Raw genomic sequence first — 18,539 nt, forward strand, 5'->3', positions numbered from 1 at the left:
GGCGGCGACCGCCGCCGGGGTGTTGATCCGGCCACTCACCCGACCGGCATCAGGGGAGGAGCGCCAGCGACGACCGGTGCCCGCGGAAGCACGCCCTGCTGCCGCCCCGACTCCCGCCCCTACAACGCTGAGCCTCCGCCGGAAGCGGGAAGATCAAGATCTTGATCGTAGTTTGACCTTGACCTTGACCTGCCCAGCCCCGGCCTGACCCACAGCTCGCGGCTGTGGAATGACCGGGCCGGGAACCAGCGGCTAGAAAGTCTGGACGGTCGCGATGCGCTCTTCGAGCTGTTCGATGGTCGCCTGAGCGCTCGGTGGGCCGCCGCACAGGCGGCGCAGCTCCGCGTGGATCTTGCCGTGTGGCAGGCCGGTGCGGTGGTGATGCGCGGCGACCAGCGTGTTGAGCTTGCGGCGCAGCGCCACCCGGCGCTCGCCGGCGGTCAGCGGTGCGACCTGGGCCGGAACCTTCGGCTCGTCGTCCTTCTGCGCGGCCTTGCGGCGCTTCTGCGCGGCCAGTTGCTCGGCCTGCCGCTTGTTCAGCAGCGTGGTGACCTGCTCCGGGCTGAGCAGGCCGGGGAGTCCGAGGTATTCCTCCTCCTCGGGCGTGCCCGCCTGGGCACCGGTGCCGAACGAGGCGCCGTCGTAGATGACCTGGTCGAGCTCGGCGGAGGCGGACAGCGCCTGGAAGCGCTTCTCCAGCTCGCCGGACGCGTCCTCCTTCTTGTTCGCCCGCTCCAGCAGCTCGTCGTCGAGGCCGTCCTTCTCCTTCGGCGCGCCGAGCACGTGATCGCGCTGGACCTCCATCTCGCTGGCCAGCCCGAGCAGGTGCGGGACGCTGGGCAGGAAGACGCTCGCGGTCTCGCCCTGCTTCCGGGCGCGCACGAAACGGCCGATCGCCTGCGCGAAGTAGAGCGGCGTGGACGCGCTGGTCGCGTAGACACCGACGGAGAGGCGCGGGATGTCGACGCCCTCGGACACCATCCGGACCGCGACCATCCAGCGCTGGTCGCCGGTGGAGAACGTGGCGATCCGCTTCGAGGAGTCCGGGTCGTCGGAGAGGACCACCACGGCACGCTCGCCGGTGATCTTCTCCAGCACCTTGGCGTACGACCGGGCGGTCTGCTGGTCGCTCGCGATGACCAGACCGCCCGCGTCCGTGATGCCGTGCTTGCGGATCACCGAGAGCCGGTTGTCCGCGGCGCGCAGCACGGCCGGCATCCAGTCGCCGGCCGGGTCCAGCGCGGTGCGCCAGGCCTGCGCGACCAGGTCCTGCGTCATCGGCTCGCCGAGGCGCGCGGCCAGTTCGTCGCCCGCGTTCGTCCGCCACCGGGTCTCGCCGGAGTAGGCGAGGAAGATGACCGGCCGGACCACGCCGTCGCGCAGCGCGTCCGAGTAGCCGTAGGCGGCGTCCGAGCGGGACTGCTGCAGCCCGGCGTCGTTGCGCTCGTAGAGCACGAACGGGATCGGGTTCTCGTCCGAGCGGAACGGCGTACCGGTGAGTGCCAGGCGGCGGACCGCGGGCTCGAACGCGGCCTTCACGCCGTCGCCCCAGGTGCGGGAGTCACCGGCGTGGTGGATCTCGTCCAGGATGACCAGCGTGCGACGGGTCATGGTGCGCCGGCGGTGCACGTGCGGGGCCATGCCGACCTGCGCATACGTCACGACGGCGCCGTGGAAGTCGGCGGCGGAGTGCAGGTCGGCGTTGCGGAAGGCGGCGTCCAGCTGGATGCCGACCCGGGCCGCGGCCTGCGCCCACTGCGTCTTCAGGTGCTCGGTCGGCGCGACCACGGTGACCGCGTCGACCGTGCCGTCGACCAGCAGCTCGGCCGCGATGCGCAGCGCGAACGTGGTCTTACCGGCGCCCGGCGTCGCGACCGCGAGGAAGTCCTCGGAGCCCTGCCGGAGGTATTTGACGAGCGCCTTGCGCTGCCAGGCTCGCAGCGGGGGGAACGTCTCCAGCACCGGCGCAGACGGACTCAACCGTTCGATCCCCTCCGTGACGATGTGGTTACACAAAAAGTCCCCCGCGTCAATACGTTCGGCGCGGAGGCCCGGTCCAGCATAGCGGCGCGCGCTCGGCCGGGATGGCCGGAAGGAGACAGATCACCGCCGTGCCGTCACGTCGTCTCCGGCGGCACCGGAGCCGACCAGGAACGCAGCAGCGCGACGACGCGAACCACGAAGATGAGCACCGCGGGCGCGGCCAGCGCGACGCCGTCGTGCATCCCGAACCGGACGAACACGGCCACGAGTACGGCACCGGCCAGCGACGCGACCGCGTAGATCTCGCGCCGCAGCACCACCGGGATCTCGCCGAGCAGCAGGTCCCGCCCGACGCCGCCGCCGATGCCGGTGATCATGCCGGCCAGGCAGGCGCCGACCGCGGGCAGGCCGGCGTTCAGTGCCTTGACCGTGCCGGTGACCGTGATGAGTGCGAGGCCGGCCGCGTCCAGCAGCAGCACGGTCCAGCGCAGCCGGGAGAACTGGGGGTGCAGCCAGAACGTCGCGCCGGAGGCGACGGCCGCGGTGATCGCGTACCGCCAGTCCGCGAACGCCAGCGGCGGGACGGCGCCGATGATCAGGTCACGCACGATGCCGCCGCCGAGCGCGGCCACGAAGCCGACGAAGACGACGCCGAAGAGGTCGAGGCGCTTGACGATCGCCGCCGAGGCGCCGGACGCGGCGAACACGGCCACGCCGGCCAGGTCGGCGATCAGGAGGGCGCTGGGGGTGCTCACCGCCGCAGGTTAGATCAACTCCGCGGGACACACCGAAGAACCGCGCCGGTCACAGACACGTCCCGTCCCCCGACGAGCCGGCGCGGTCAGGTGGACGCTGACTAGTCCTGGAGCGACTCGTAGATCTCTTTGCACGCGGGGCACACCGGGGAGCCCGGCTTGGGCGTCTTGGTGACCGGGAACTTCTCACCGCACAGCGCGATCACGAAGGTACCCATCACGGCACTCTCGGCGATCTTTTCTTTCCGGACGTAGTGGAACATCTCCGGTCCGGTATCGGCTTCCTTGACCTCTGGGCGCTCAAGGATCTGGGTCGTCATAACCTCACACCTCCAAAGGTCCCAGTTTGACAGCTCACTCGGTGCCGGTCCACCGGACTCCGCGCAACCGCAGGTCCGTACCGTGGTGATCGTGAAAAACTCATCACTCCGCTACGGCGCCGAGGTGGCGGACGCGCTCCGCGACGGCCGTCCGGTGGTGGCCCTGGAGAGCACGATCATCTCGCACGGGCTGCCGCATCCGGACAACATCCGGGTGGCCCGCGAGATCGAGGAAGCGGTCCGCGCCACCGGCGCCGTGCCGGCGACCATCGGCATGATCGGCGGCGAGCTCATCGTCGGCCTGGACGAGTCTCAGGTCAGCCACCTCGCGAGCGCCGAGGGTGTGGCCAAGCTCTCCGTCCGCGACCTCGCGGTGGCGGCGGCGCGGCGCGCGGACGGCGCCACCACGGTCGCGGCGACCAGCGCGGTCGCGGCCGCGGCCGGGATCGGCGTGTTCGCCACCGGCGGGCTCGGCGGCGTGCACCGTGAGGCGAACGTCACGTTCGACGAGTCCGCGGACCTGACCACGCTCGCCCGCACGCCGATCGTGGTGGTCTGCGCCGGCGTGAAGTCGATCCTCGACGTCCCGGCCACGCTGGAGCGGATGGAGACGCTCGGCGTCACCGTCGTCGGCTACCGCACCCTCCGGTTCCCCGGCTTCTTCATCACCGACAGCGGGTACGAACTGGACTGGGCCGTCGACTCGCCGGAGCAGATCGCCGAGATGATCGCCGCGCAGGCCGCGCTCGGTGCGACCGCCGGCGCCACCGTGGTCGCGAACCCGCTGCCGGCCGGCGAGCAGCTGGACACCGCGCTGCACGACCGCACGCTCGCGGACGGCCTGGCACTGCTGGAGCAGAACAAGGTGACCGGCAAGGCCGTCACGCCGTTCCTGCTCTCCTACTTCCACTCCGCGACCGAAGGCGCGAGCCTCGCCACCAACGTCCGGATCATCCTGCGCAACGCCACGCTGGCCGGGCAGATCGCGGTCGCGTCCGCCGCGCGGTCCTGACGTGACCCGCATCCTGGTCGTCGGCGACGTGATCACCGACGTCGTGGCCGTTCTCGGCGGCCCGTTCGCGCCCGGCTCGGACACCCCGGCGACGATCCGCGTCGCCGGGGGCGGCCAGGCCGCGAACACGGCCGCATGGCTGGCCGCCGCCGGAGTCCCGGTCACGCTTGCCGGCGTGGCCGGCGACGACCAGGCGGGCGACACGCGGCTGGCCGAGCTGTCCGCCGCGGGCGTGACCACCGCGGTCCGCCGGGCGGCCGGCGCGGTCACCGGCACGATCATCGTGCTCAGCGCGGGCGGCGAGCGCTCGATGATCACCGAACGCGGCGCGAACCTACTGCTCCGCCCGGCGGACGTGGACGCGGCCCGCACACCGGACGTGACCCGCCTGCACCTGTCGGGTTACGCGCTGCTCTCCGAGGCCACCCGCCCGGCCGCCCGGCACGCGCTCCGCCAGAACGCCGCGACCAGCGTCGACGCGGCCTCCGCGGAGCCGTTGCGGCAGGTGGGCGCACAGGCCTTCCTGTCCTGGGTACGCGGATGCGACCTGCTGCTCGCCAACGCGGACGAGGCCGCGGTGCTGGCCGGCCCGGGCCGCCCCGACGAGCAGGCGCGCACGCTCGCGGCCGCGACCGGCGGCACCGCCGTGGTCAAGCGCGGCGCCGCGGGCGCGATCTGGGCGTCCGCGGACGGCTCACTGACCGAGCTGCCGCCGTCCCTGGCGGCCTCCGTCACCCCGGTGGACCCGACCGGCGCCGGCGACGCCTTCGCCGCCGGCCTGCTCGCCGCCCTGCTCCATGGCGCCTCCCCGATGAACGCGCTCGCCGCGGCCCACGCCCTCGGCGCCCGCGCCGTCACCACGATCGGCGCCCGTCCCCCGGGCCGCTGACCCACGCCCGCGCCGTCCTGGGCTCCGCTTGATCCACCCGCCGCCGCTCCACACGGCCGGCAGGGCGTCCACGGCCCTTTGCTTTGCTTACCTCGCCGCCTCGCCGCGCGCACCGACGGTCCCCCGATGCCGGTAAGCAGAGCAAAGCCGACTGGCCGCGAGGCATCCCCGCGCCCGTGGCACGTCTCGCGCCCGTGGCACGTCTCGCGCCCTCTTTGCTCTGCTTACCTGCCGCCTCGCTCCGCGCACCAGCAGCCTGCCGGGCCGGCGAACGCGCCGGTAAGCAGAGCAAAGCCGCTGGCGGGAGGGCCCGGCGACTGTGGCGCGGCCGGGAGGTGACCGGCGGCGGTGGGCGCGGAGGTCTTCGGTGACCAGCGGCGGACCGGCTCCGATGCAGCGTCCGGAGCGGCGGCGGAGGCCGCCGCGAGCGTTTGCCCGCGGAGGCACCACGCCGGAAGCGGCAAAGCAAGCCCTTGATCCGCAAAGGTCTCCGCCCCGGAAACACAGCGCCCCCGGAAGGCACCACGCCGGAAGCGAAAAGTGGTCCCGCGAACCGCAACCGAGCGGAACGTTGGGGTTCAGGGCTCGGCCCCGGGAAATCCGGCGCCCGCGGAAGCAAACGGGCTGCACCACGCCGGAAGCGGGAGTATCCGCTTCTGAAGGGTTCTCGACCCTCAGGGCTCGTGGTCGATGGTGGGCGCGGCCTGCTGCGCGGGAAGGGCGGCCGGGCCCGGGTCGATGCGGTGCGTCGGGCGGCGCATGCGGTGACGGTCCTTGGGCGGGCCGTCGTTTGCGAGGATGACGGCGAGCCAGGGCAGGATGACCATGCCGGCGGCGCAGAGCGAGAGCCAGAGCCAGAGCAGTGGTACGTCGAGGCTGATCAGGACCGCGCCGGCGATCAGGCAGAACGTGCGGATCAGCATCATCACGACGTACCGGATCTGGCGGCTGCGGAACTCGTCCTGCGGGCTGCGCGGCGCGTCGGTGATCAGGCTGGGCCCGCGCTCCTGGCGTCTCACCGAAATCCTCATTCCCGGGGCGTTCGTGCTCCCGATGGTCCATCCTCGCACTTTCCGCACCGCGGTACCGGCCGGGTCGCGCGCGATCTGCACTACACCGCGCGACGCGGTCCAGGTCCGCACGCCGCGGGATGAAACTTTTCTTCGCCACTCGACGCATTGATGACATTTTCGCGAGTGAATCTCCGCTTGCCTGTCCAAAAACCGACTTACACGACTTATACGTGTTTGACGGTTCTGATCTTGCCGACTCTTGGGTACAAATTGGATGCGGCCGTAAATATGGTCGTGAAACACATATATAGGGAGAATTACATGCAGATCAAGAAGATCGTCGCCGGTGTCGCTCTGGCTGGTGTCGCCACGTTCGGCGGCTTCTCCATGGCCTCCCCCGCCATGGCCGGCGGCGGTTCGACCCCCGCGCTCGTTGACATCACCGGTGTCAACATCCTGAACGGCAACGAGGTCACGCTGCTGCAGAACGTGCAGATCCCGGTCGCGGCCGGCCTGTGCGGGCTCAACGTCAACGTGCTCTCGCAGCTCATCGCGAACAACCAGATCTCGGAGTGCTCGCCGTCCTCCAGCAGCACCATTCTCAACAAGGTGCTGTTCAAGAACTTCAAGGTTCAGAAGCACTGATCACCCAATCCCCCGGGTGATTGATGCATCCCCCACCGATGGCCCCGGCACTTCCGTGCCGGGGCCATCGGCCCTTATGGTCATCGAGGTAGCAACGGCAGTAGCACCCGGCGGCATACCGCCGGTAGCATCGAGACATGAAACTCAGCATCAGCCTGTCCGACGAGGACGTGAGATTCGTCGACGAGTACGCGCGGCGCGCTGGCATAGCCGGACGGTCCACGGTCGTGCACAAGGCCGTGGAGCTGCTTCGCCTGCAAGACCTGGAGCGGGCCTATGCCGACGCCTGGGACGAGTGGGACGGCAGTGAGGACGCCGCCCTCTGGGAGAACACCAGCGGGGACGGGATCGTCGATGCGACGAGGTGACATCTACCTTGTCGATCTTGATCCGGCCCGCGGGTCCGAGGCGAACAAGATCCGGCCCGCAGTGATCGTCAGTAACGACGGCGCCAACAGATCGGCCGAGAGATCAGGACACGGAGTCGTCGCAGTCGTGCCGGTCACCTCGAACACCGACCGCGTCCACCCGTTTCAAGTCCTGTTGGAGGCGGGTGAAGGAAGCCTCGCGCAGACGTCGAAGGCGCAGGCCGAACAGGTGCGAGCCGTCAGCACCGCACGGCTCGTCCGGCGGCTCGGAGCGCTCCGCCCACAGACCATGCACTCCCTCGACGACGCTCTCCGGCTGCATCTCTCCCTTTAGAGCCGGGTCAGGACTCGGCGGCCTTGGCGGCGGCTTTGGACTGCTTCTTGTACTCGCGGACCTTGGCCAGGGACTCGTCGTCGACGATGTCGGCGACGGAGCGGAACGAGCCGTCCTCGCCGTAGCCGCCGGCCGCCTCGCGCCAGCCGGGTGGTCGCACGCCGAGCTGCTTGCCGAGCAGCGCGACCAGGATCTGCGCCTTCTGCCTGCCGAAGCCGGGCAGCGCCACGATCCGCGTGAACAGCTCCGCGCCGGTCGCCGCGTCCTTCCACAGCGCGGTCGCGTCGCCGTCGTAGTCGTCGACCAGCGCCCGGCACACCTCCCGCACCCGCGCGGCCATCGCCTTCGGGAACCGGTGCAGCGCCGGCGGCTGCGCGAAGATCGCGAGCAGCGCCTCCGGGTCGAACCCGGCCAGCTCGACCGCGGTCGGCTCGTGCCCCAGCCGCTGTGCCAGCACCCACGGCGACGTGAACGCCTTCTCCATGGTGATCTGCTGGTCGAGCGTCAGCCCGATCACCACCGCCAGCGGATCACGATCGAGCAACGCGTTGGCCTCGGCGTCGATGGGCAGCGAGAACGTCATACCGTCATCTTGCTACCTCCGGAGCGGCCGCGTGCATCAAGGGGCACGGGGATTATGTACATCTTCCTGTACCATTCAGGAATGGCACGTCAAGAGGTACTCGGGGTGGCCGAGGCGCGCCGGCAGCTGCCGGATCTTCTCGCCGGCTTCAGTCGCGGCTCCGCCGATTCGGTCTATCTGGGAGCGCATCGGAAGGCGGTGGGTGTCCTCGTGCCGGTGCGGGTCTATGACGAGTTGAGGGGCGAGCGCGAGCACGCCGTCGAGGACGCAGTCGGATCACTGCGAGCGGAAGGACTGGAGCCGTCCTCGGTCGCGACCGAGCTGGCCGGTCTCTTCGCGAGCGGCCGCATCACCGCGGGGCAGATGGAAGCGATGCTGCTGGCGTACCATCGCGCTGCATGACCGAGGAGGATCCGTACGTCGAGGATTCCGGCGTTCTGATCAACAAGCTCGGTCTCACCTCGGCGCCCGCGCTCAGCCGCGCCGAGGCCGACCTCACGTTCGCGGCCATGCTCCGCATCTCCGTTCACGCCGTGCCCGGCGACTACGACCTGCGCCACCTGAGCCGATTCCACCGGGAGATCTTCGGCGCGGTGTACGAGTGGGCGGGCCGGATCCGCACCGTGAACATCGCCCGCACCAGCCAGGACATGTTCTGCCAGTGGCGCTTCATCGAGTCGTACTCGGCCGGGGTCTTCAGCGAACTCGCGGAGGAGAACCGGCTTGCCGGGCTCACGCGTCGCGCCTTCGTCCGGCGGCTCGCCCACTACTACGCCGAGATCAACGCGATCCATCCGTTCCGTGAGGGCAACGGCCGGACGCAGCGCGCCTTCCTGCGCCAACTCGCCCGGGAGGCCGGCTGGCGACTGGCGTGGAAGGACCTGGCCGGCCCGGAGAACGACCGCGCCTCGGCCGCGGCCCTGCACGGCGACGAGGAACCTCTGGTGCGGCTGCTCGATGGACTGATCACACCGCTCTGAGGATCAGCGATGATCGCGACGTGGGTCCCGCGACAGTGGAGAATATCGGCATGAGCAGGTCGTCGATCGTTGCGGAGCTGGATCTGTCGCCGCATCCGGAAGGAGGGTGGTACCGGCAGACCTGGCGAAGCGGGCACGAGTTCGCACCGGAGGGCTATCCGGGGACGCGGGCGGCCGCCACCGCGATCTACTTCCTGCTGCACCCGGGTGAGGAGGCGCGCTGGCATCAGGTGCGCTCCGACGAGCTGTGGCTGTGGCACTCCGGCGGGCCGATGACGCTGCGGACGGGTGGCGACGGCGAGCGGCCGAGCGAGTTCGTGCGGTCGCTGGTGCTGGGCGTGGACCTGAAGGCGGGACAGCGGCCGCAGGGGCTGGTGCCGGCCGGGACGTGGCAGGCGGCGGTGCCGGCCGGGCATGAGCCGGCGCTGGTGACGTGCATCGTGGCGCCCGGCTTCGAATATGAGGACTGGCGCCTCGCGTAGCGCAAAACCCCCATAGGGAACAATGGGCGCCGTGACCGACATGCTCCTCTCCGACGACGGCGTCCAGCGGCTCCGCGAGGCGCTCACGCGCACCGGCTACACGGCCAGGGGGATCGCGGACCGGCTCGGGCCGGAGGCGACCGCGGCGGTCGGCCGGAACGACTTCCGGGCCGCCCTGCGCGCGACCGAGGAGCGCGACCCGCTCGCGACGCTGATCCGGCTGTTCGTGTGCGCGCAGACGGAGTCGGAGAAGCACGTCGCCGAGGCGCTGCCGCTGGCCGAGGCGCTCGAGGCCGGCATCGTCGAGAAGCACGGCGACGGTCTGCGCCAGGGCGTGGACCTCGAACCGTACGGCGACGACTACTGGATCGTCTCGGACGTCCCGGCGCGCCCGGGCCGCCCGCTCCCGGCCGACCACGTGCTCGGCGTCGGTGGCGCCTCGACCACGCTGGCCGCCGCGACCATGCGCCGGCGGGTCGGCACCGCGCTGGACCTCGGCACCGGCTGCGGCGTCCAGGCGCTGCACCTGAACGAGCACGCCCGGCAGGTCACCGCGACCGACCTGAGCGAGCGTGCGCTGCGCTTCGCCGCGACCACGGCCGCGCTGAACGGCCAGAGCTGGGAGCTGCTCCGCGGCGACCTGGTCGAGCCGGTCCGCGGCAGGCGGTTCGACCTCGTGGTCAGCAACCCGCCGTTCGTGGTCGGGCCGGGCGTGGCGACGCACACCTATCGCGACTCCGGCCGGCCGGGCGACGCGGTCTGCGCCGAGCTGGCCGCGGCGGCACCGAACCTGCTCACCGAGGGCGGCACCATGCAGTTCCTGGCGAACTGGGTGCACGTGGACGGCGAGGAGTGGGAGGACCGGGTCGCGGGCTGGGTGGCCGGGACCGGGCTGGACGCGTGGGTGATCCAGCGCGAGGTCGCGGACCCGATGTCGTACGTCGACCTGTGGCTGGCGGACGCGTCCGACGGCGGCGACCCGCACCGGAAGGCCGCGTGGCTGGACTGGTTCGACGCGCACCGGATCGAGGCGGTCGGCTTCGGCTTGATCAGCCTGCGTCACACCGGCGCGGCCGACCCGGTGGTCCGCGTCGAGGATCTCCGTCAGCAGGTCGAGGGCACGCTCGGCGAGCGGGTCCGGGACTGGTTCGGCACGCAGGACTGGCTGCGTGCGCAGGATCGCGCGGCGCTGCTCACCACGCGTTACAGGCTGGCCGACGGCGTGGCGCTGCTGCAGGAGGCGACCATGGGCGACGAGGGCTGGCTGGTGGACCGCCAGGTGCTGCGGATGACGCACGGGCTGCGCTGGTCCGAGGAGGTCGACCCGCTGGTGCTGGCGCTGGTCAGCGGCGCGGACGGCCGGGTGCCGCTGCGCGAGCAGCTGTCCGTGCTGGCGATGGCGCACGACACCCCGGAAGAGGATCTCGTCGATGCCGCGCTGCCGCTGATCGGTCACCTGGTCGAGCGCGGACTGGTCACGCCGGAGCGGTAGCGAGCGAAAGCCTTGCGACCGGCGGATACTGTCGCTTGGAGCCAGATCGAGATCCTACGGAGGACGTCGTGGTCTTCAAGCGGTTCATGCAGGCCCTTGGCGTGGGCGGCCCGTCGGTGGAGACGGTGCTCGCCAACCCCAACGCCCGCCCCGGTGGTTACCTGGAGGGCCAGGTGCACGTCACGGGCGGCGATCACGCCACCGACATCGAGTACGTTTCCCTCGGCCTGGTCACCCGCGTGGAGGTGGAGAGCGGCGACAGTGAGTACGACACCACGCAGGAGTTCCACCGGTCGCGGCTGACCGGCGCGTTCCGCCTGGAGCCGGGCCAGCGCCACGACATCCCGTTCCGCTTCGACGTGCCGTGGGAGACGCCGATCACCCACGTCTACAACCAGTACCTGCACGGCATGACCATGGGCCTGCGCACCGAGCTGGAGGTGGCGCGCGCGGTCGACAAGGGCGACCTGGACCAGGTCGCGGTCTTCCCGCTGCCGGCCCAGGAGCGCATCCTGGACGCGCTGCAGCAGCTCGGCTTCCGGTTCACCCGGGCCGATGTGGAGCGCGGCCGGATCTACGGCGTGGAGCAGACGCTGCCGTTCTACCAGGAGATCGAGTTCTACCCGCCGCCGCAGTACGCGTCCGGCATCAACCAGCTGGAGCTGACGTTCGTGGCGACCGCCCGCCACCTGCAGGTCGTCCTGGAGATCGACAAGCGGGGCGGGCTCTTCACCGAGGGTCACGACGCGTTCGGCCGGTTCACGGTCGACTGGGCCACCGCCGACTCCACGAACTGGGTGGCTCAGCTGGACAACTGGCTGCGCCAGTCGGCCCAGCGCCGCGGCCTGTTCTTCTAGACGATCTAAAGATCCAGGATCAGGGTGTTGGGACCGGCGTTGACGCTCTCCACCATCATGTGGGTGCGGAACCGGCCGGTCTCCACCTTGGCCCCGCGATCGCGCAACGCATCGACGACGGCGGTGAACAGCGGCTCCGCGACCTCGGCCGGAGCCGCTGCCGACCAGGTCGGCCGCCGCCCCTTGCGCGCGTCGCCGTAGAGCGTGAACTGGCTGACCACGAGGATCCCCGCGCCGAGGTCGGCCGCCGACCTCTCCCCCGGCAGCAGCCGCAGCTCGTGGATCTTCCGCGCCATCGTCTCCGCGGTGGCCGGCGTATCCGTGTGCGTCACTCCCAGCAGCACCAGCAGGCCCTCCCCGATGGACCCGACCACCTCTCCACCCACAGTAACACTTGCCCTACTCACCGTCTGAATCACCGCTCGCATGGCCGCCACCCTGCCATAAAGCCGACTGAGGACTCCTCATCTACGGCGAACGCAGAGAACATCTCCCGGATTAGTGCCACAAGGGGTTCGCCTTACCTCCGCTTAACGGGGTTTGGAGAAAGCTGTCTCTCACCGGCACGACGTGTTGGTAACGCGCCACTTGTTGGAAGCGGGGAGGGGACTCAAGGTGGTCCTGCAGATGGTGATGGAGAACGTGATCAGCCCGGCCGTCGCGGCCGAAGAGAACACTGTCGCGGCCGAAGAGAACACTCCGGCGGCGGACGACGCCCTGGAGACGGTTTCCGACCTGGACGCCACGGATGAGCGGGGTGTCTCGGCCGACCTGGTGCGGGCCTACCTGAACGGGATCGGCCGCACGAAGCTGCTCACCGCCGTGCAGGAGGTCGAGCTCGCCAAGCGAATCGAGGCCGGCCTCTACGCCGAGGAGCTGCTCTCCACCACGCACAGCGACGAGCTGACCATCATCGTGGCAGAGGGCCGCAAGGCCAAGGACCACCTGCTGGAGGCGAACCTCCGCCTGGTCGTCAGCATCGCGAAGCGCTACACCGGTCGTGGCATGGCGTTCCTGGACCTCATCCAGGAGGGCAACCTCGGCCTGATCCGCGCGGTCGAGAAGTTCGACTACACCAAGGGCTACAAGTTCTCCACGTACGCCACCTGGTGGATCCGCCAGGCCATCACCCGCGCCATGGCCGACCAGGCCCGCACCATCCGCATCCCGGTGCACATGGTCGAGCAGGTCAACCGCATGGTCCGCGCCCGCCGCGAGCTGTCCGTGTCGCTGGGCCGCGAGCCCTCGGTCGCGGAGATCGCCACCGCGATGGGCGTCCAGGAGTTCCAGGTCATCGAGCTGATCTCGTACGATCGCGAGCCGGTCAGCCTGGACCAGGCGGTCGGCGAGGACGGCGAGAGCGCGCTCGGCGACTTCGTGGCCGCGGACAGCGTCCAGCCCGGCGAGGGCACGTCCCCCGGCGAGCTGCGCAACGAGGTCGAGATCGTGCTCTCCTCGCTCTCCCAGCGCGAGCAGGCCGTGATCCGCCTCCGCTTCGGCCTCGACGACGGCCGGCAGCGCACGCTCGACGAGGTCGGCCGCGAGTTCGGCCTGTCCCGGGAGCGCATCCGCCAGATCGAGAAGGTCACGCTGCTCAAGCTCCGCGACCCGAGCCGCGCGTCCCGCCTCGAAGCCTACGCCGTCACTAGCTAGTCACCAGCCGGCTCCCAGGCCGGTCGTTTCACAGCCGCTGGCTTTGGGTCAGGCCAGGGCTGGGATGGGCTGGCAGATCAAAATCAAGAGCTTGGATCAAAGGCCTCACCGTCACCAACTGGCTCCCAGGCCGGTCATCCCACAGCCGCTGGCTTTGGGTCAGGCCAGGGCTGGGATGGGCTGGCAGATCAAAATCAAGAGCTTGGATCAAAGGCTTGATTTTCCCGCTTCCGGCGGGGTTGCGTTCCGAGTGCTCCCGCGGGCTCCAGATTCGCGGGTGGTCGCCGAAGACCCGCGGGGGTGCGGATCTTCGGCGACGTGCAAGGAGTGGGGGGATGTGCGCCGGCCGCCGGGCCGATCGGGGGGAGTGATCGGGCCGGCGGCCGGCACCGGGTGCGGCGTGCGGGCGGTGTCGCGGGGGGATGCGAACGCCCGGTGCCGCGAATGCGGGGGGTGCTGGTCTGCGGGCCGGAACATGCCGGCCGGTTGTGGGTCGAGCGGTCGTGACTCAGCCGGCACGCCGGCTGATCGCGGGTCGTGCGTCGAAGCGATCGCTGGTCAGGGTCGTCATGGGACGGGGCGGTCGTGAGCCGGGTGGTCGCGGGTCAGCCGGCGAGGCGGCCCGGGTGCGGGTCGGTCCATGGGGGTGGGCCGGGGACGCGGACGCCGCGGACCAGGTCGGCGCGGACCAGGACGTGGCGCAGCTCGCCGTCGGTGCCGCCCGGGGTGACCTCCACGCCGGTGAGGCCGAGCCACTCGAGCGCCGGGAACTCCGCGGGGTCGGCACCCAGCCGGGTGATGCGCAGCGTGAGCGGACCGTTGCCGTAGCAGTAGTCCGTCTGCTGGATCCGGAGGATGTCGCCGGTGCCGAGCGGGTGGTCGGGGGCCGGGAGGCGTAGGTCAAACTCGATCCGGACATCATGGTCGATCATCGCGTCGTCCTTCGGGCAGGCCGATGCCTAACGATGTCGTCCGTGAGGGGAGGGAGCGGTCACGGCCGGGATTACCGGCGCCGGCCGATCGTCACGGTACGGCGGAGATCTCTCCGTCCACTATTGACCGACTCTTCCGCGTAAACAAGTGGTCACCATGAGTCGATCAATGCGACTTTGAGCGCCAAGTGCACACCGCATGGAAGTTGCAGGTTGCACTCACACGTTCGTGTCACGCGCCGCCGCGCAGCCGTCGCGGGCCCGGATCGCCACGCTCCCCCGGCGCGCCGACCTGCACCGATCCGTGCAGCACGGCGAAGCCGTCCGGTCGGGCGAGCACCGGGTTGAGCGACAGCGAGCGGATCTCCGGGTGCTCGTCGACCAACCGGCCGACCCGAACCAGCAGCTCAGCGAGGGCGGCCCGGTCGACCGGCGCGGCACCGCGGAAACCGCGCAGCAGTGGTGCGCCGCGCGGCTCGTCGACCAGCGCGGCCGCGTCCAGATCGGTGAGCGGGGCGGCGCGCCAGGCCCGGTCGCCGACCAGCTCCATCGCGACGCCGCCGAGTCCGAAGCCGACGATCGGGCCGAACTGCGGGTCCTCCACCATCTCGACCACGCACGCGACGCCGGGCGCCGCCATCGGCTGCACGATCACGCCGGTGCCGAACGGGGACAGCTCGCGATAGGCGCGCTCCACGTCGGCCGCGGAGCCGAGGTCCAGCCGGACCGCGCCGAGGTCGATGCGGTGCCGCAGTCCCCCGCCGGCCGCCTTCAGCGCGACCGGGTAGCCGTGCCGGTCCGCCACCGCGACCGCGTCCGCCGCGGACTGCACGGTGCCGGACGGCACGACCGGGATGCCGTAGGACGCCAGCAACTCCGGCGCGTTCACCCCCGGAGCCCGCGGCCCAGGATCGCCCGGCTCCGGACCCGAAGGCGCCGGATCGCGCGGCACCGAATCGAAGAGCGCCGGATCACCAGGGGCCGGGCCTGACGGCGCCGGATCACCAGGGGCCGGGCCTGACGGCGCCGAACCACGTGGCGCCGGACGCGGGAGCTCCGGGCCGTACCCTCGGATCAGGTCCTTTGCTCTGGTGGGGTTGATGCCGGGGAGGTCGGGGATGCTGCCGGGCGGGCGGCGCAGCCAGTCGGCGTAGGTGACGACGCGGGCGAGCGCGCGCACCGCCTCCTCCACGGACGGGTAGGACGGGATGCGGTCCGGCAGCGTGCCGGCCAGGAACATCGCGACCGTGGGCTTCTCCCCCGCCAGCGCCACGCTCGCCACCGCGGACGCGAAGTCCGCGTCCTCGTCCGCGTGCTGGCCGGGCAGCGGCGGCGCGAACACCGCGACCAGCGCGTCCACCCGCTCGTCCGTGGCCGCGTCGGCCAGCGTGTCCGCGAAGTCGTGCGCGCTCGCGGCCGGCGGCACGTCGTGCGGGTAGCTCTCGGCCAGCGTCAGGCCGGACGTGTGCACGGCCGCGGCCGCGAGCGCGGTCAGCGCGGACGAGTTGCCGACCACGCCGATCCGCCGGCCGGCCGGAAGCGGCTGGTGCGCGAGCAGCACGCCCACGTCGAACATCTCCGCGACCGTGTCCACCCGGATCACGCCGGACCGGGCGAACAGCGCGGTGACCGCGGCCGGGTCGAGGCCGGGCACGTCCGGTGTGGCCGGGCGGGCGGCCGACGCGACCGCGACCACCGGCTTGGTGCGGCCGATCCGGCGGGCCAGCCGGGCGAACTTGCGCGGGTTACCGAACGTCTCCAGGTAGAGCAGGATGACGTCGGTCGCGGGGTCGTCCTGCCAGTACTGCAGCAGGTCGTTGCCGGAGACGTCGGCACGGTTGCCGGCCGAGACGAAGCTGGACAGGCCGAGCCCGCGCCGGTCCGCCGCGTCCAGCAGCGCCACGCCGAGCGCGCCGGACTGGCTGAAGAAGCCGACCCGGCCCGCGGTCGGCAGCCGCGGCGCGAGCGTGGCGTTCAGCCGGACGCCGGACGACGTGTTCGCGATGCCGAGACAGTTCGGCCCGATCAGCCGCAGGCCGGCGTCGCGGGCCGCGCGCAGCAACTCGCGCTCCGCGGCCGCGCCCACCGGCCCGGTCTCCGCGAAGCCGGCCGAGACCACGACCAGGCCGCGCACGCCGGCCCGGGCCGCGTCCGCCACCACCGCGCCGACCGCACCGGGCGGCACCGCGACCAGTGCCAGGTCGATCTCGGTGCCCGCGTCCACCGCGCTGCGCAGCGCGGGCAGCCCGGCCACGCGCGTGGCCGACGGGTGGATCGGCAGCACCGGGCCGGTGAAGCCGCCGTCGCGCAGGTGGGCCAGGAGCGCGGCGCCGATGCCCTGGCCGCTGGCGCTGGCGCCGTAGACCGCGACCGCGCGCGGCGACAGCAGCGGCACGATCGAGCGGGCCTCGGTGCGGTGCTCGCGGCGTTCCTGCACCTCGCGGGACAGCTCGGTGGGCGCGATCGGGAACGTCAGGTGGACGACGCCGTCCTCATATTTGCGCGCGATCGAGTAGCCGGCGTCCGCGAAGACGCGCAGCATGGCGCCGTTGGCGGGCAGCACCTCGGCCACGAACCGGGTCAGGCCCTCCTGACGGGCGGCCGCGGCCAGGTGCTCCAGCAGCACGGATCCGATGCCGCGGCCCTGGTGCGCGTCCTCCACCACGAACGCGACCTCGGCCTCCAGCGAGTCGGCGCCGAGCCGCTCGTACCGCCCGACCGCGAAGATCTCGCCGCCGCTCGTCAGCACCAGCGCCTCCCGGTCATGGTGGTCGACCGTGACGAAGCGGCGCAGGTCGCGCTCCGGGATCCGCGGGTACGGGCTGAAGTAGCGCAGGTAGCGGGTGCGCTCGGAGAACCGGGAGTGCATGGCGACGATCGCGGGCGCGTCCTCCGGCCGGATCTGCCGCAGGTGTGCCGTGCTGCCGTCACTGAGCAGCACGTCCGCGTCCCGTGCGCCCCGGGGGACCGTCTCGGTCATCAGTCCCTCGGATCGTGCGGGTCCAGGCCGTGCAGCGGGAACACGGCCCGGCGGGTGGCCATCACGGCCCGGTCCACCGCGTCCGGCTCGCCCTCCGGCTCCCACGGCACGTGCGCCGGATCGACGTCGTCCGTCATCCGCTCCGGGATCTCGGCCTGGCCCAGGTGGCCCTGCGCGATGCGCTGCGCCGCGAACGCCCGCCAGTCCGCCGGCGTGTGTGTGGCCGGGTCGAGCGGCGCGCCGGTCGCGATCGCCAGCAGGTGCGTCCAGGCTCGCGGGACCACCTCGACCAGCGCGTATCCGCCGCCGCCGGTGGCCAGCCAGCGGCCCTCGCACAGCTCGTCGGCGAGCGCGCGGAACGCCAGGTAGGTCGCGCGCTGCCCGTCCACGGAGAGGCGCAGGTCGGCGAGCGGGTCGAGCCGGTGCGCGTCCGCGCCGCACTGGGTGAGGAGGATCTGCGGCCGGAACGCGCGGAGCAGGCCGGGCACGACCGCGTGGAACGCGCGCTGCCAGCCCGGGTCGGTGGTGCCGGGCGGAAGCGCGACGTTGACCGCGTAACCCTCGGCGCCGGGCGCGCCGGTCTCGTCCGGAAAGCCGGTGTTCGGGAACAGCGCCAGTGGCGTCTCGTGCAGGCTGATGGTGAGCACGCGCGGATCGTCGTAGAACGCGGCCTGCACGCCGTCGCCGTGATGGACGTCCACGTCGACGTAGGCGACGCGTTCCGCGCCCAGGTCGAGCAGGCGGGCGATCGCGATGGCCGGGTCGTTGTAGACGCAGAAGCCGGCGGCGCGGCCGGGCATCGCGTGGTGCAGGCCGCCGGCCACGTTGACCGCGCGGGTGGCCTCGCCCTTCCAGATCGCCTCGGCCGCGGCGACGGTGGCGCCGGCGATGCGCGCGCTGGCCTCGTGCATGTTCTCGAAGACGGGGTTGTCCGGGCTGTTCAGCCCGTAACCGGAGAAGAACGGGTCGTTGATGGCGGTGCGGACCGCCTCCATGTAGTCCTTCGTGTGCACGCGCTCGATCAGCGCGTCCTCCGCGACCGCCGGCGCGATCACGCGCACGCCGGGGCGGCGGAGCAGGCCGAACTCGCGGGCGAGGGCCATGGTGAGTTCCACGCGGACCGGGTTGAGCGGGTGGTCGCCGAGGTCGTATTGCAGGAGGGACTCGTCCCAGACGACGACCGTGCCGGCTGAACCAGATGTCGGGCTCTCCATGCGGCCATCGTCGCACGCGGATCGGCCAGTCAGCGGACCAGCTGTGA

20 protein-coding genes are annotated in these 18,539 nt (G+C 71.5%); 11 read left to right on the forward strand and 9 right to left on the reverse strand.

Annotation, left to right across the window (positions count from 1 at the left end; all coding sequences use genetic code 11):
* Positions 1-252: 252 nt before the first annotated feature.
* From J2S43_RS27240 to J2S43_RS27250, 3 genes are all read right to left on the reverse strand, one after another.
* Complete coding sequence (locus tag J2S43_RS27240; RefSeq protein WP_306833957.1) at positions 253-1,980, reverse strand: DEAD/DEAH box helicase; 1,728 nt, start codon at positions 1,978-1,980, stop codon at positions 253-255.
* 137 nt (positions 1,981-2,117) lie between these two features.
* Positions 2,118-2,738 (reverse strand): trimeric intracellular cation channel family protein, encoded by a 621-nt coding sequence (locus J2S43_RS27245; protein WP_306833958.1) that lies wholly within the window; start codon positions 2,736-2,738, stop codon positions 2,118-2,120.
* 101 nt (positions 2,739-2,839) lie between these two features.
* Complete coding sequence (locus J2S43_RS27250; RefSeq protein WP_306833960.1) at positions 2,840-3,058, reverse strand: DUF3039 domain-containing protein; 219 nt, start codon at positions 3,056-3,058, stop codon at positions 2,840-2,842.
* Between the two features lie 91 nt (positions 3,059-3,149).
* Here J2S43_RS27250 and J2S43_RS27255 point away from each other — a divergent pair, with 91 nt between their 5' ends.
* Together J2S43_RS27255 and J2S43_RS27260 are read left to right on the forward strand one after the other, a co-directional pair.
* On the forward strand, positions 3,150-4,070 hold the full coding sequence (locus J2S43_RS27255; protein ID WP_306833962.1) for a pseudouridine-5'-phosphate glycosidase: 921 nt from the start codon (positions 3,150-3,152) through the stop codon (positions 4,068-4,070).
* A gap of 1 nt (position 4,071) precedes the next feature.
* The gene (locus J2S43_RS27260) at positions 4,072-4,959 is read left to right on the forward strand and encodes a carbohydrate kinase family protein (RefSeq protein WP_306833964.1); all 888 of its coding nucleotides are present in this window, start codon (positions 4,072-4,074) and stop codon (positions 4,957-4,959) included.
* Positions 4,960-5,633: 674 nt separating this feature from the next.
* On the opposite strand, the gene J2S43_RS27265 is transcribed toward J2S43_RS27260, so the two are convergent.
* The gene (locus J2S43_RS27265; RefSeq protein ID WP_306833967.1) at positions 5,634-5,978 is read right to left on the reverse strand and encodes a DUF3099 domain-containing protein; all 345 of its coding nucleotides are present in this window, start codon (positions 5,976-5,978) and stop codon (positions 5,634-5,636) included.
* A 315-nt stretch (positions 5,979-6,293) separates the two neighbouring features.
* Between J2S43_RS27265 and J2S43_RS27270 the strand changes: the two genes are divergently transcribed.
* The 3 genes from J2S43_RS27270 (at position 6,294) to J2S43_RS42290 (ending at position 7,319) form a co-directional block, all read left to right on the forward strand.
* The gene (locus tag J2S43_RS27270; protein ID WP_306833969.1) at positions 6,294-6,617 is read left to right on the forward strand and encodes a hypothetical protein; all 324 of its coding nucleotides are present in this window, start codon (positions 6,294-6,296) and stop codon (positions 6,615-6,617) included.
* A 137-nt stretch (positions 6,618-6,754) separates the two neighbouring features.
* A complete protein-coding gene (locus tag J2S43_RS27275; RefSeq protein ID WP_306833971.1) occupies positions 6,755-6,985 on the forward strand; it encodes a DUF8778 family protein in 231 nt (76 codons plus the stop codon).
* A complete protein-coding gene (locus tag J2S43_RS42290; protein ID WP_370881659.1) occupies positions 6,972-7,319 on the forward strand; it encodes a type II toxin-antitoxin system PemK/MazF family toxin in 348 nt (115 codons plus the stop codon). The genes J2S43_RS27275 and J2S43_RS42290 overlap by 14 nt, the downstream gene beginning before the upstream one ends.
* A 7-nt stretch (positions 7,320-7,326) precedes the next feature.
* On the opposite strand, the gene J2S43_RS27285 is transcribed toward J2S43_RS42290, so the two are convergent.
* Complete coding sequence (locus J2S43_RS27285; protein ID WP_306833974.1) at positions 7,327-7,902, reverse strand: HhH-GPD-type base excision DNA repair protein; 576 nt, start codon at positions 7,900-7,902, stop codon at positions 7,327-7,329.
* Positions 7,903-7,983: 81 nt separating this feature from the next.
* On the opposite strand from J2S43_RS27285, the gene J2S43_RS27290 reads away from it, so the two are divergent.
* The 5 genes from J2S43_RS27290 to J2S43_RS27310 all read left to right on the forward strand — a co-directional run bounded on the left by J2S43_RS27290 (position 7,984) and on the right by J2S43_RS27310 (position 11,713).
* Entirely contained in the window at positions 7,984-8,304 is a 321-nt protein-coding gene (locus J2S43_RS27290) for an antitoxin VbhA family protein (RefSeq protein ID WP_306833976.1), read from the forward strand.
* Positions 8,301-8,882 carry a Fic/DOC family protein gene (locus J2S43_RS27295; RefSeq protein ID WP_306833978.1) on the forward strand — a complete coding sequence of 194 codons (582 nt, stop codon included), beginning with the start codon at positions 8,301-8,303 and terminating at the stop codon, positions 8,880-8,882. The genes J2S43_RS27290 and J2S43_RS27295 overlap by 4 nt, the downstream gene beginning before the upstream one ends.
* Before the next feature lie 50 nt (positions 8,883-8,932).
* Positions 8,933-9,364, forward strand: a complete 432-nt coding sequence (locus J2S43_RS27300) for a cupin domain-containing protein (protein WP_306833980.1) — start codon at positions 8,933-8,935, stop codon at positions 9,362-9,364.
* A gap of 40 nt (positions 9,365-9,404) precedes the next feature.
* Positions 9,405-10,856: a DUF7782 domain-containing protein gene (locus J2S43_RS27305; protein WP_306839471.1), complete on the forward strand. Its 1,452-nt coding sequence runs from the start codon at positions 9,405-9,407 to the stop codon at positions 10,854-10,856.
* A gap of 68 nt (positions 10,857-10,924) precedes the next feature.
* Positions 10,925-11,713, forward strand: coding sequence for a sporulation protein (locus tag J2S43_RS27310; protein WP_306833982.1), 789 nt, complete (start codon positions 10,925-10,927; stop codon positions 11,711-11,713).
* A 5-nt stretch (positions 11,714-11,718) separates the two neighbouring features.
* Here J2S43_RS27310 and dtd read toward each other — a convergent pair whose 3' ends face one another.
* Complete coding sequence (gene dtd, locus J2S43_RS27315; protein ID WP_306833984.1) at positions 11,719-12,141, reverse strand: D-aminoacyl-tRNA deacylase; 423 nt, start codon at positions 12,139-12,141, stop codon at positions 11,719-11,721.
* 187 nt (positions 12,142-12,328) lie between these two features.
* Here dtd and sigB point away from each other — a divergent pair, with 187 nt between their 5' ends.
* Complete coding sequence (gene sigB, locus J2S43_RS27320) at positions 12,329-13,366, forward strand: RNA polymerase sigma factor SigB (protein ID WP_306833986.1); 1,038 nt, start codon at positions 12,329-12,331, stop codon at positions 13,364-13,366.
* A gap of 605 nt (positions 13,367-13,971) precedes the next feature.
* On the opposite strand, the gene J2S43_RS27325 is transcribed toward sigB, so the two are convergent.
* The 3 genes from J2S43_RS27325 to J2S43_RS27335 form a co-directional block, all read right to left on the reverse strand.
* Positions 13,972-14,298 (reverse strand): hypothetical protein, encoded by a 327-nt coding sequence (locus tag J2S43_RS27325; RefSeq protein WP_306833988.1) that lies wholly within the window; start codon positions 14,296-14,298, stop codon positions 13,972-13,974.
* Between the two features lie 232 nt (positions 14,299-14,530).
* Positions 14,531-17,278 (reverse strand): bifunctional acetate--CoA ligase family protein/GNAT family N-acetyltransferase, encoded by a 2,748-nt coding sequence (locus J2S43_RS27330; RefSeq protein ID WP_306833990.1) that lies wholly within the window; start codon positions 17,276-17,278, stop codon positions 14,531-14,533.
* Positions 17,278-18,492 (reverse strand): acetoin utilization protein AcuC, encoded by a 1,215-nt coding sequence (locus tag J2S43_RS27335; RefSeq protein ID WP_306833992.1) that lies wholly within the window; start codon positions 18,490-18,492, stop codon positions 17,278-17,280. Before J2S43_RS27335 ends, J2S43_RS27330 begins: the two co-directional genes overlap by 1 nt.
* Positions 18,493-18,539: the final 47 nt, after the last annotated feature.

This window comes from Catenuloplanes nepalensis, from assembly GCF_030811575.1.
In the GTDB taxonomy this organism is placed as follows: domain Bacteria; phylum Actinomycetota; class Actinomycetes; order Mycobacteriales; family Micromonosporaceae; genus Catenuloplanes; species Catenuloplanes nepalensis.